The sequence below is a fragment of the Sulfuricaulis sp. genome (assembly GCF_024653915.1).
Lineage (GTDB): Bacteria > Pseudomonadota > Gammaproteobacteria > Acidiferrobacterales > Sulfurifustaceae > Sulfuricaulis.
The window spans coordinates 80,249-93,079 of sequence record NZ_JANLGY010000009.1 but is presented as its reverse complement, the minus strand read 5'-3'; the positions used below and the strand labels follow the sequence as shown (position 1 = coordinate 93,079).

Genomic DNA, 12,831 nt, shown 5'->3' with positions numbered 1-12,831 from the left:
GGCAAATTTCCTATTGTATTAGCGATAAGAGTGTATTTTTTCTTTTAAACAGTTAGTTATACTTTTTCTCACTCCCACTCAATGGTGGCCGGCGGCTTGCCGGAGATGTCGTAGACCACGCGCGAGATACCACGAACTTCATTAATGATGCGATTGGAAATAGTCCCGAGGATTTCGTAGGGGATAGGTGCCCAGTTGGCCGTCATGAAATCCACCGTCTCCACTGCGCGCAATGCGATAACGTAATCGTAGGCGCGCGCGTCGCCGAGCACTGCCACGGATTTGACCGGCAGAAACACCGCAAAGGCCTGACTGATCTTGTCGTAGAGGTCATGGCGGTACAGTTCTTCCAGGTAAATCGCATCCGCCTTGCGCAGCAATTCGGCATACTCCTTCTTCACCTCGCCGAGGATACGCACGCCCAAGCCCGGCCCGGGGAAAGGATGGCGGTAGACCATCTGGTGCGGCAGCCCCAACTCCTCGCCAATACGGCGCACCTCGTCCTTGAACAGCTCGCGCAACGGCTCGAGCAGTTTGATGTTCATTTTCTCCGGTAGTCCACCGACGTTGTGATGCGACTTGATGACATGCGCCTTCCGGGTCTTGGCCGCTGCCGATTCGATCACGTCCGGGTAAATCGTTCCCTGCGCCAGCCAGTGTGCGTTCTTGATCTTGGCCGCCTCTTCCTCGAAAACACCGATAAAGACGCCGCCGATGATTTTGCGCTTCTTTTCCGGATCGGCCACGCCCTTGAGCGCCGAAAGAAACCGGTCTTCCGCGTCTATCCGAAGTACCTTTACGCCCATGTGACGCGCAAAGGTTTCCATCACCTGATCGCCCTCGTTCAGGCGCAGCAGGCCGTTGTCCACAAAAATGCAGGTCAGCTGTTTGCCGATGGCACGGTGCAACAGCGCCGCGACCACGGAGGAATCGACACCACCCGACAGGCCGAGTATCACTTCATCCTTGCCAACCTGCGCGCGCACTGACTGCGCCATGCTCTCGATGATGTTGCCCGGCGTCCACAGCGAACCACAGCCGCAGATGTCGTGCACAAAACGTTGCAGTATGGAACGTCCCTGCGTGGTGTGCGTCACCTCGGGATGGAACTGGATGCCGTAGAACCCGCGCGCCTCGTCGGCAATGCCGGCGAATGGCGCGGCGGGTGTTTCCGCGATGACCTTGAAACCCGGGGGCAGCCGGGTAACGCGGTCTCCGTGGCTCATCCACACGTGCAACCACTCCGCACCGGATGTTTCCTTCTCGTCGCGCAGGTCACGGAAAAGTTTCGAATGCCCGTGCATGCGTACCCGCGCGTAACCGAATTCGCGCTTGTCGCCGGGCTCAACCTTGCCCCCGAGCTGCGCCGCCATGGTCTGCTGGCCGTAGCAAATCCCGAGAATGGGGATTTTCATATCAAATATTTCTTTGGGGGCGCGCGGGGTATCCGTGAGCGTCACGGATTCTGGGCCCCCGGAAAGGATGATCCCGCGTGGAGCGAATTTGCGTATCTCCTCGACGGGGGCGTCATAAGAAAACAACTCGCAATACACGCCGGCCTCGCGCACGCGCCGCGCAATCAGCTGGGTGTATTGCGCGCCGAAATCTAGGATGAGGATTCTTTGCGAATGCGGATCGGTCATAGGAGCTAAACCACGGGGAAGAGGGGAAAGGAATGGAGCGCCATCGTGTTAATTTCTCGTTCTTCTTTCCCCCGTGTTCCCCGTGGTTCCTCTTTCTTATTCACGCTGGTAGTTTGGCGCTTCCTTGGTCACCGTCACGTCGTGCACGTGCGACTCGCGAATGCCGGCATTGGTGATGCGCACGAACTGGGTCTTGGTGCGCATCGCTTCGATGTTGACGCTGCCGGTATAGCCCATGCTGGAACGCAGACCGCCCATGAGCTGGTGAATGATGTTGATCATCGGCCCCTTGTAGGGCACGCGACCCTCGACGCCTTCCGGCACCAGCTTGTCGCCCTTGGCGCCTTCCTGGAAATAGCGGTCACTCGAACCCTCGCCCATGGCGCCGAGCGAACCCATGCCACGATAGGATTTATACGAGCGTCCCTGATAGATCTCTACCTGGCCGGGCGATTCATCGGTGCCGGCCAGCAAGCTGCCGACCATGATCGTGTGCGCACCAGCCGCCAGCGCCTTGGCGATATCGCCGGAATAGCGGATGCCGCCATCGGCGATCACCGGGATCTGGGTACCTTTCAGCGCCTCCACGACATTGGCGATCGCCGTCAATTGTGGCACGCCGACACCGGCCACCATGCGCGTGGTGCAGATCGAGCCCGGGCCGATGCCGACCTTGACACCGTCCACGCCGGCCTCACGCAGCGATTTGGCCGCCTCGGCCGTGGCGATATTGCCACCGATCACCTGCATGTCCGGGAATTTTTTCTTGATCCAGCGCACGCGGTCGAGCACGCCCTGCGAATGACCGTGGGCCGTATCCACCACGATCACATCTACTTCAGCGTCCACCAGCATTTCAATGCGCTCCTCGGTGCCGGCACCGACGCCGACGGCGGCGCCGGCAAGCAAGCGGCCCTTGGGGTCCTTGGCTGAACGCGGATATTCGGTGGATTTCTGGATGTCCTTGACCGTGATGAGGCCTTTCAAACCGAATTTATTATCCACCACGAGGATTTTTTCAATGCGGTGCTGGTGCAGCAGCTTCAGGATTTCGTCGCGTCCCGCGCCTTCCTTGACCGTCACGAGCTTTTCCTGCGGTGTCATGATGCGCGATACCGGCTCGTCGTAGCGCGTCTCAAAGCGCAGGTCACGGCTGGTCACGATGCCGACCAGCTTGTTGCCCTGGGTCACCGGTACACCGGAGATATGCTGCGCGCGCGTCAGTTCCAGGACATCGCGGATAGTGGTGTCGGGCGTGACCGTGATCGGATTGCTGATAATGCCGGCCTCGAACTTCTTGACGCGGCGCACCTCTTCGGCCTGCCGCGCCGGCGTGAGGTTCTTGTGGATGATGCCAAGCCCCCCTTCCTGAGCCAGGCAGATTGCGGCGCGTGCCTCGGTTACGGTGTCCATGGCCGCGGATATCAGCGGGATATTGAGGCTGATCGTACGCGTCAGGGAGGTTTTCAGGTCCACGTCCCTGGGCAGGACGCTGGAATGGGCAGGAATCAGCAGGACATCGTCAAATGTGAGGGCTTCCTGGACAATTCGCATGGCGCATTATAATGATCGACCCCGTGCCCGTAAACAGGCGCGACGGCAGGCGCCGCACGCCTATTCCCGAAGATCACAAAGCCCTTACGATAATGGCAGAGTTCTTGTTGACCTTGTCGGGAATGTATTTTACCTTGGTGACGTCAGTACTGGACACGGTCAGACACAGGAGGAATAAGGATGAAACATACGCTTATTTTGTGCGCAATAAGCCTGGCATTCGTCGGCTGCGCCAGCACCATCAACACAGAGGAATATAACCAGCTCGCCGCCCAGGCGGAAAACGAAATCAAGCTGGCCAACAAGACCGGCTTCTTGTGGAGCAATACTGAAAAGTTCCTGAAGGAATCCAAGGAAGCCATGGATGCCGCCACCGCGGCCAGTGACAGCGTCACGCGCGAGAGCGAGTACAATAAGGCCATGAAACTGGCGAAGAAAGCGCTAACAGAGGCTAAATTGGCGCAACAGCAGGCAAAGGACAACGCTAATCCCAATACCAAGATCCAGTAAACGCAGCAGGAATCTTGATACAAAAAGCCGGGCGCTGCCCGGCTTTTTTATTTCATGAAATGAGTTATGTTTCAAGGAATGGAACCCATTTCTCCCGCCACAACGCCATCACGCGACGTATACACAGTCTCGCGCCTGAACCGCGAAGCCAAGGTGCTGCTGGAAGGAAGCTTTCCGCCCATCTGGATTGAAGGCGAGATTTCCAATCTTTCCCGCCCCGCCTCAGGCCACGTCTACTTCACGCTCAAGGATGCACAGGCACAGGTCCGGTGCGCCTTCTTCCGTCAGCATCAGCGCCTGCTCGGTATCATACTCAAGGATGGTCTGCGCATACTGGCGCGTGCCCGTGTCAGCCTGTACGAGGGACGTGGTGATTATCAGATCATCATCGAATACATGGAAGATGCTGGTGAAGGCGCATTGCGGCGCGCCTTCGATGCACTCAAGCAGCGTTTGCTGCAAGAAGGTCTGTTCGATGTCGCGCATAAGAAACCCTTGCCCGGGCTTCCACGCCGCCTCGGCATTATCACCTCGCCTTCGGGCGCGGTGTTGCACGATATTCTCACGACATTGCGTCGTCGCTTTCCCGGAATTGCCGTGCTGCTTTATCCGGTAGCGGTGCAAGGCGAGAACGCGGCAGAAAAAATCGCCGACGCGATCCGGATCGCGGGCAAGCGCGAAGATTGCGATGCGCTGATTCTGGCGCGCGGTGGCGGCTCGCTTGAAGACCTGCAGGCCTTCAACGAAGAAATCGTGGCACGAGCCATTTACGCCTGTCCGATTCCAATCGTCTGCGGTGTCGGACATGAAACCGATTTCACCATCGCCGACATGGTGGCCGATGCGCGTGCGCCGACGCCCACGGCCGCCGCGGAAATGCTGAGCCCGGACCAGCAGGTGTGGCTGGCGCAATTTGCGCGCTTCGAAGCGCGTCTGTTCACCGGAGTACAAGGACAGCTGCGAAGCCATCAGCAACATCTCGACTGGCTCGGCGCGCGCCTGGTACACCCGCGTAACTACATCGCGCTCTTGCAGCAAAACCTCAAGACCCTTGTCCAGCGGCTTTATCTGGCAGAAAAAACTATCCTGCGTCAGGCACGGTCGGAGATGCAGACCATTATCGCGCGCTTACATCATCAATCGCCGCAACCACGATTACAGGCGCTGACGCTGAACCATCGTCATTTATATGCCCGGCTCACCACCGGCATGAAACGTTGTTTGGAATTGGCCGATTCGCGGATGCGTCAACTCATGCAAAGTCTGCATACCCTGAGCCCACTGGCCACGCTGGAACGTGGCTACGCCATTGTGCAACGGCCAAACAACAATGCCATTGTGACAGATGCCCGCAAAATCAAATCGGGAGATCGCGTACAGGCGCGACTGGCGCATGGCCAGCTGGATTGTCTGGTGGAAAAAACCCATGAGGATTAGGGCCTGGCCTCTGCTGGTCCTGTTGCTTGGCACCTCGGTTGAGGCGCAGCCCTTGCCGCGCGAAAATCCGGTACCGGGCGGTATCGTGATTATCCCGCTGGGTTCAGATACCGAGCCAGCACCCGTGGTGCAATACGACAACCAACGGGTCCTGGTTGTTTCACACGCCGGCAAGTGGCAAGCGGTAGTCGGCCTGCCCTTGTCCCTCGCCCCCGGTCTACAGGCCATTCAGGTCAGCGATCGCGAGGGCCAACAACATGAATTTTCATTTACCGTGCAGCCAAAAAACTATGCCGAGCAACGTCTAACCATCAAGGATAAACGCATGGTTGAGCCTTCAGCAGAGGACCTGGCGCGCATTACACGTGAGCAGGAAATCATCCGGCAGTTGTTTACCACCTGGACAGACCGCCCACTGAATTCCCTGCAGTTCTCCCAACCAGCGCGCGGTCGTATCAGCAGCATCTTCGGCCTGCGACGGTTCTTCAATGACGAACCGCGTCAGCCGCACAGCGGTATTGATATTGCCGGACCGACGGGTACACCCGTGGCAGCGCCCTTGGCGGGCACCATAGTGGAGACCGGTGAATATTATTTTAATGGCAAAACTGTTTTTATCGATCACGGCCAAGGGCTCATCAGCATGCTCAACCACCTGAGCCGCATCCTGGTCAGGCGCGGGGCGCATGTGAATACTGGCGAGAAAATTGGTGAGATCGGCATGACCGGACGGGTTACCGGTCCGCATCTGCACTGGACTGTCAGCCTCAATAACAGCCGGGTCGATCCAGCGCTGTTCCTGCCGCAAGACGCTATGGACAACAAGAATTAACAGGATTTCAAAATTCCAAAAACTTAATCCTGTAAATCTTGAAAAATCCTGTTAATCCTGTGAATTATTTTTTCAGGGGTTTTTGGTCTTCCAAAGCCGGACCGTTTTGTCGCGACTGCCCGATACCAGCTGCGATCCATCGGGTGAAAATACCAAGGACTGAACGTGATCCTGGTGGCCAGCCAGAGTCTTCATCAGCGCTCCATCACTGGCATCGAACATATGAATCGCCTTGTCAGCCAGGCCGGAGGCCAACCAGCGGCTGTCCGGGGAATAAGCCAGCGACAGGACAGCCTGATTGTACGTCAACGTCCGAATATATGTGCCATTGCTCGCGTCCCAAACGCGAACCGTCTGCCCCGAATCGCCAGAGGCCAGCCACTTTTTATTCGGAGCCCATGCCAACGACAATATCTTGTCTTTGTGGCCGGCCATTCTGATCGCTTCGAGGCCGTGGGTTAAATTCCAGACAAGTATTGTCTTATCTGCGCCGCCGGAGGCCAGGAATTTTCCATCCGGCGAGAAGGCAAGCGAATATATGTCTCCCGTGTGCCCTTCCAGCGCATACATGCGCCGAGCGTCATTCACCTCCCACACAAACACCAAACGGTCTTTGCCTGCGGCGGCAACGAGTTTCCCGTCTGGAGAAAACACCACGGCATAAACCGCGTAACCCGGGCCACTCAAGGCGCCGCGCAGTGTTCCTGATTTGGCCTCCCACAACCTCACGGTGCCATCGTCCCCAGCGGAAGCCAGCCATTTCCCGCCGGAAGAAATGGCAACCGCATTCACGGCATAACTCTGGCGCAAGGTGCCGAGCGCTGTGCCTGAGGCGGCAACCCAAAGCCGGATAGTCTTGTCGAGACCGGCCGAGGCGAACCACTTTCCGTCTGGAGAAAAAGCCACGGATTGCACCCAGTCCTGGTGGTCGGTGATTGTTTTCGCCAGCACAGACGGAAAGGTCGCCGCGTATGTCACGGCTGTCTCGGGTGGCGTTGCCACAGGGGAAACCGCCTGACGTGCTGTCACAAACGGTTCAGCCGATGCAACAGCGGTCTTATTATCAGACACGGCAACGGGTGCCGGTTGACTGGTTGGTTCACTTTCAAAAAGGTTCAGATGCGTCTTGATATCAGACCAGTATAAAAATCCTGCCACAGTCAAACTGGCCACCATCAGACCCGCCGCCATCCAACCCACCGCGGCTGAACTGGAACCGTTTCGGGTACTGTGCGTGGCAGGTGGCGGACGGCGGTAAACAGACGCCGATGCCCGAGGCTTGAAAGTCGCAGGCTGACTGATGTTGCCTGAACGTGCGCGACTGCCTTTCCCCATGAGGGCATCCTGGAATTCACGCGCCGATCGCGGCCGATCACGGGCATAGACCTGTATGGCCCAGTCGATACATTCCAGAATGTTGCGTTGATAGGAATTTCCGCCGGCCTTCACTGCCGGGGTCAGTGGATCCACCTGATATTTCAAAACGGCTTCATAGCGCTCCAGCGAATCGTCGGGCTTTTTTCCGGTGACACAACGGTACATGGAAGCCCCGATCGCATAGACGTCGGTCGACGGATCCGGCGTGCCCTTGTCCGGATATTGTTCCATCGGGGCATAACCATGAGTCAGCGCCACTTTGTGTATATGGGCAGAACCCTGACGCGCCGATCCGAAGTCAATTAATGTCGGGCTGCCGTCCTTGCGCAGGTAAATATTCTCCGGCTTGATGTCGAGATGCAACATTTCAGCCTCGTGCACCGCTGTCAGGCCATTAAGGATCGGGATGAAAACACGAAGAAGCGTCTGCTCATCCAGGCGTGGGCCGTTGCGCCGGAGGTAATCCGCCAGGCTCTGCCCTTCCTCGTACTCCATGACCATGTAAGCCGTGCCATTGGCCTCGAGATAACGCAATACGCGGACAATATTGGGGTGCTTGAATCGCGCCAGCGCCCGCGCTTCCTTCACGAAATTCTTCAGACCGATCTGGAAATCGCGTACGGCATCGCGCTCGGGATTCGGGAGCACCTGAGTCTTGTCTTCCCGATTGGCGATCTCGTGCGGTAGATATTCCTTGATGGCCACCTGCGCACCCAGCGCCGTATCGTGTGCAAGGTAAGTGATTCCGAAACCACCATGGCCCAGAACCGATTCAATTGTGTATTCCGCCAGCCGGTAGCCTGACTGGAGGGCGCTCTTATGAAATGCACTCACGTCATGCCCCGTTAAGCCCCTGATCCGGAAATCCCATTTTTTGCGATGACATAAAAAGGTTTTGTTTATATGTTCCAAACTGCTTTTTCAGTATAGATCACGTGAATTTCACGAGCGGCGGCGCTTTTTCCGGCGTCCGTCCCTGCTAATACCGGTTTTTTTGCCCTGATACGGGTTCTCTTCCTGGCGGCATTCGATCAGCACCGGCGTACCAATCAGGTGGAATGCCTTGCGAAAGGTATTGGCGAGATAGCGGAGGTAGGATTTGGACAGCGAGGCCACCTGATTGCCATGAATCACCACGCGGGGCGGGTTCTTGCCACCTTGGTGAGCATATTTAGGGCGGGCGCGTCGGCCATGGACCAGGGGCGGCGGTGTAGCGGTCACCGCCGCCTGCAAGATACGGTTCAGTTTCGGGGTGGTCATGATCCGGTGGGCCGAGGCATAAGCCTCGTCCGCCGAGCGAAACAGGCCGCCCACACCCACCCCGGTGTGCGCCGAAATGAAATGTACGCGGGCAAAATCGAGAAACGACAGCTTGCGTTCTATTTCGCGCTTGGCCCAAGTCCGCTCGGACTCCGTCACGATGTCCCATTTGTTCACAGCAACCACCAGTGCGCGCCCGGCCTCCAGCGCATAACCGGCCAACGAGGCGTCCTGATCGGCCACACCGGCATGCGCGTCGATCACCAGTATGGCCACATTCGCTTCGTCAATGGCCTGGAGCGTCTTGAGCACCGAGAATTTTTCCAGCGGGTCATCGATGCGCGCACGTCGGCGCACTCCGGCAGTATCAATAAGTGCATAGCGTCGTCCATCGCGTTCGAGTGGCACTCGGATGCTGTCGCGCGTGGTGCCAGGCTCATCGCACACCACCACACGCTGCTCACCCAACATCGCGTTCACCAGCGTGGATTTGCCGACATTGGGCTTACCAATGACGGCGATGCGCGGAACATTTTCATCCTGCTCGATTTCATCTGCCACCGGAAGCTCTTCCAGCACTCGCTGGATCAAATCTTCCACGCCCTCCCCGTGCGCGGCGGAAATGGCCGTCGGCTCCCCAAACCCCAAGGCATAAAATTCCGCGACTGCCGTGGCGGGGTCACGTCCTTCCGCCTTGTTCACCGCGATCCACACCGGCTTCCCCTGGCGCCGCAGGTCCGCCACCAGTTCTCGATCGGCTGGATGAATGCCTTCGCGCGCATCCATGATAAGAATGATGGCATCGGCTTCTGTCAGCGCGGTACGCACCTGGGCGGTAACACCGGATTTCACATCACCGTGATCTTTTGCAGCGACAAGACTGGAAACCACGCCGCCGGTATCAACGACAAAATACGGACGATCGCCGACCCGACCATCGCCATACTGGCGATCGCGCGTCAGTCCCGGAGCATCGGCTACCAACGCCGTGCGACTGCGCGTCAAACGGTTAAAAAGCGTGGACTTGCCGACGTTAGGCCGGCCGATAAGAACGATAACGGGTTTCATATAAAAGATTTAACCGCCAAGACGCCAAGAACGCCAAAATTTAGATATTGCAACTTCCACTTCTTGGCGCCTTGGCGCCTTGGCGGTTTATATTTTTGCTAATTCTTTTCAAGGCGCAGCGCGGCAATATTGCCTGATTGATTGCTTACGTAAAGCTTGCCATCACTCACCAGTACCTGGGCCCGGACCGCGCTACTGCCGATCCGATGACGTGCGACAACGTGGCCGTCGTCACTCGACAACCAGTGAACATAGCCTTCAAAGTCTCCTACGACTACCAGACCATCTACATAACGCGGGGCATTCAACTGGCGTGCGCGCAACTGTTCCTGCTTCCAGACGCTGGCTCCCGTGCGCTGATCGAAGGCCAGCACGTTGCCGCGATCGTCGGTAAGATAAATATTGTTCGCGTCCGAATCCATGCCGGAGAACGTAGACGCATCGCGCGACCACAGGATGCGGCCGGTTTGCGCGTCCAGAGCTATGATCTTGCCCTGATAGTTGGCGGCATACAGCACGTTGCGCACCACCACCGGTGAGACGTCAACGTCCACCAGACGCTCCACTTCGTTGCGTCCCTGCGGTTGAGTCACCGGCAGTTCCCACAGGAGTTTGCCGCTGCGGATCTGAAGCGCAACCACCTTGCCGCTGGCAAAGCCGGTCAATACTGCATCGTCGACAATCACGGGCCTGGCAGTGCCATACAGACTGAGTGGCGGCTCAGTACGTTCGTGTCGCCACAAACGCTTGCCGTCCGCCGCCGACAGCCCCGTGAGCTTGCCATCCACCGATTGCACCACGACGACACCGGCGCTGATTGCCGCTGGCGCCAGCGCCAGGCTCGACAGGTTGCTGGTCCAGAGACGTCGGCCATCCACACGATTAAGCGCGATTACTTCACCTTTCTTCGTGGCAACCACCACCAACCCGTCACCAGCGGCCGTCGCTCCCGTCACCAGCTGACTTACACGTGTCTCCCACCGTTCACGGCCGCTATCAGCGGCGAACGCACGCACTCGCCCCTTGGGGTCAGAAGTGAAGATCACGTCGCCATCCAGCGCAGGTGACAAGACCACGGCTTTCTTGACCGCGCTCGCGCCACTATCTGCTGTCCAGATTTCCACTATGCGTTTTTCAGCGGTGAATTCCTGAAGTTTCGCCGGTTCCTCGCGCACTGTTTTACCGCCGCCACAGCCTGGCATGAGCAACAGAAGACACAAGGCCACTGCGGTTTTATTCATGGCGTCTTCTCCGGTCCCAGATCATCGAGCTTCATATTAAGAATCGGCGCGTAGGGTGAGCTGGTGGGCAAGTGCTTAAGCGCCTCGCGGTAGGCCGTGCGAGCGCCATCGCGCTGGCCTTGTGCCACAAGAATATCCCCTTTCAGTTCTTCGTATTCAGTCTCAAAACCTGCGCGGTCCTTGACATTGAGAAGGACAAGCGCCGCCTCCTTGTCTCCATTGCCCAGATGAATACGCGCCAAGCGCATGCGCGCGGCATGCTTGACCGCAGCATCGTCGGCGTGCTCCATCACCCACTGCAAACGTTCCCGCGCCTTGGCTGCATCACCGGCCTCGAAATCCATGCGCGCCAGCATCAGACCGGCCATGCCGGCGTAAGGCGTAGAAGAATATTCGTTGATCAGTAATTCGCCCGATTTAAGGGCATCACCGGATTTTTTAGCGTAAACATCCTGAAACATGCGCTCATAAAGACCAGCAGCGGTATGTAACTTCAGTTCCTTGTTCTGAGTCCAGTAACGGAAGCCGACAAGAATGGCCACGCCCAACAGGATGCCGAAGATCACTGAATTGCCGTAGGTCTTCCACCAGGTTTTGAGTCTGTCCAGATCTTCCTGTTCTTCGTAAGCAGTCAAGGTGCTGTTCCTCGTGGAGTGTCTTTAAGCAGTAAATCGATTAGCTCGCTTTGTGCAACCGAGCGTTGTGCGCCGTCACGCAAATTTTTTATCGTGATCGAAGCGTTTCGGACTTCATCTTCTCCGATCAACAGCGCCAGGCGTGCACCGCTACGGTCCGCACGCTTGAACTGCACCTTGAGTCCGCCACCGCCACAGTTGTGTTCGATACGAAATCCCGCACTACGCAGGCTTTCGGCAAGCTTCAGGCCCCGCTTCTCAGCTTCATCACCCAGCAGGATTAAATAACCATGCGGTCGAACGGCTGGATGCGAATCGCTCTGTAGTGCCAACAGTTCAACCAGCCGCTCCATGCCAATGGCAAAACCGGCCGCCGGGGTCGGCTTTCCGCCCAGATGCTCCACCAGCCCGTCATAGCGACCACCGGCGCAGACAGCCGACTGCGCGCCAAGCCGGTCGGTGGTCCATTCGAACACAGTGCGGGTGTAGTAGTCGAGTCCGCGCACCAGACGTGGATTGATAGCGAAGACCACGCCTGATTCACGGAGGTATTCGCCAAGACGTTCAAAATGGCCGCGCGAACCTTCATCCAGATGATCGTGCAGGTTTGGCGCACCAGCAATAACTTCGCGCATCGCGGGATTCTTGCTGTCGAGTATACGCATCGGGTTTTTTTCGAGCCGGCGCAGGCTGTCCTCGTCCAACTGGTCGCGTCGCGCTGACAGGTATCGCATCAGCTCGGTCCGGTACGCCGTCCGGGATTCCGGAGTGCCCAGCGAGTTGAGCTCCAGAGACAGGCCATCCAGCCCCAACGTCTGCCACAGGCGCGCGCACATTAATATGAGCTCAGCATCGATATCCGGACTCTCGATGCCGAACGCCTCCACGCCAATCTGGTGGAACTGGCGATAACGGCCTTTTTGCGGGCGTTCGTGACGGAACATCGGACCGGCATACCACAAACGCTGGATCTGGTTATGCAGAAATCCATTCTCGATGCCAGCGCGGACACAGCCAGCCGTGCCCTCCGGCCGCAAGGTGAGATTTTCACCGCTGCGATCCTCGAAGCTGTACATCTCCTTCTCGACAATATCGGTTTGAGTGCCGATGGAGCACGCGAAGAGCTCGGATTTTTCCAGTAACGGCAGACGGATTTCACGGTAACCATAGGCGCACATAACGTCACGCGCGCTGGCTTCGACCCGTTGCCAGCGTTCCACCGCTTCCGGCAGCAGGTCATTCATGCCCCGTACGGCCTGTATGGCCTTGCTCAA

The 12,831-nt window shown here is 57.7% G+C and carries 10 protein-coding genes; 3 read left to right on the top strand and 7 right to left on the bottom strand.

Going from position 1 to position 12,831, the window contains the following annotated elements:
- Nucleotides 1-68: 68 nt before the first annotated feature.
- Nucleotides 69-1,643, bottom strand: a complete 1,575-nt coding sequence (gene guaA, locus NUV55_RS05160) for a glutamine-hydrolyzing GMP synthase (RefSeq protein WP_296670971.1) — start codon at nucleotides 1,641-1,643, stop codon at nucleotides 69-71.
- Nucleotides 1,644-1,739: 96 nt separating this feature from the next.
- Nucleotides 1,740-3,197, bottom strand: coding sequence for an IMP dehydrogenase (gene guaB, locus NUV55_RS05155; protein ID WP_296670970.1), 1,458 nt, complete (start codon nucleotides 3,195-3,197; stop codon nucleotides 1,740-1,742).
- 180 nt (nucleotides 3,198-3,377) lie between these two features.
- On the opposite strand from guaB, the gene NUV55_RS05150 reads away from it, so the two are divergent.
- The 3 genes from NUV55_RS05150 (at nucleotide 3,378) to NUV55_RS05140 (ending at nucleotide 5,976) form a co-directional block, all read left to right on the top strand.
- A complete protein-coding gene (locus NUV55_RS05150) occupies nucleotides 3,378-3,707 on the top strand; it encodes a hypothetical protein (RefSeq protein WP_296670968.1) in 330 nt (109 codons plus the stop codon).
- 66 nt (nucleotides 3,708-3,773) lie between these two features.
- A complete protein-coding gene (xseA, locus tag NUV55_RS05145) occupies nucleotides 3,774-5,144 on the top strand; it encodes an exodeoxyribonuclease VII large subunit (RefSeq protein ID WP_296670966.1) in 1,371 nt (456 codons plus the stop codon).
- Nucleotides 5,134-5,976, top strand: coding sequence for a peptidoglycan DD-metalloendopeptidase family protein (locus tag NUV55_RS05140; RefSeq protein ID WP_296670964.1), 843 nt, complete (start codon nucleotides 5,134-5,136; stop codon nucleotides 5,974-5,976). The genes xseA and NUV55_RS05140 overlap by 11 nt, the downstream gene beginning before the upstream one ends.
- Before the next feature lie 72 nt (nucleotides 5,977-6,048).
- Here NUV55_RS05140 and NUV55_RS05135 read toward each other — a convergent pair whose 3' ends face one another.
- The 5 genes from NUV55_RS05135 to hisS form a co-directional block, all read right to left on the bottom strand.
- On the bottom strand, nucleotides 6,049-8,187 hold the full coding sequence (locus NUV55_RS05135) for a serine/threonine-protein kinase (RefSeq protein WP_296670963.1): 2,139 nt from the start codon (nucleotides 8,185-8,187) through the stop codon (nucleotides 6,049-6,051).
- A gap of 108 nt (nucleotides 8,188-8,295) precedes the next feature.
- Nucleotides 8,296-9,681, bottom strand: a complete 1,386-nt coding sequence (der, locus tag NUV55_RS05130) for a ribosome biogenesis GTPase Der (RefSeq protein ID WP_296670961.1) — start codon at nucleotides 9,679-9,681, stop codon at nucleotides 8,296-8,298.
- A gap of 98 nt (nucleotides 9,682-9,779) precedes the next feature.
- Entirely contained in the window at nucleotides 9,780-10,922 is a 1,143-nt protein-coding gene (gene bamB, locus NUV55_RS05125; protein ID WP_296670960.1) for an outer membrane protein assembly factor BamB, read from the bottom strand.
- On the bottom strand, nucleotides 10,919-11,557 hold the full coding sequence (locus NUV55_RS05120; RefSeq protein ID WP_296670958.1) for a tetratricopeptide repeat protein: 639 nt from the start codon (nucleotides 11,555-11,557) through the stop codon (nucleotides 10,919-10,921). Before NUV55_RS05120 ends, bamB begins: the two co-directional genes overlap by 4 nt.
- Nucleotides 11,554-12,831, bottom strand: coding sequence for a histidine--tRNA ligase (gene hisS / locus NUV55_RS05115; RefSeq protein WP_296670957.1), 1,278 nt, complete (start codon nucleotides 12,829-12,831; stop codon nucleotides 11,554-11,556). Before hisS ends, NUV55_RS05120 begins: the two co-directional genes overlap by 4 nt.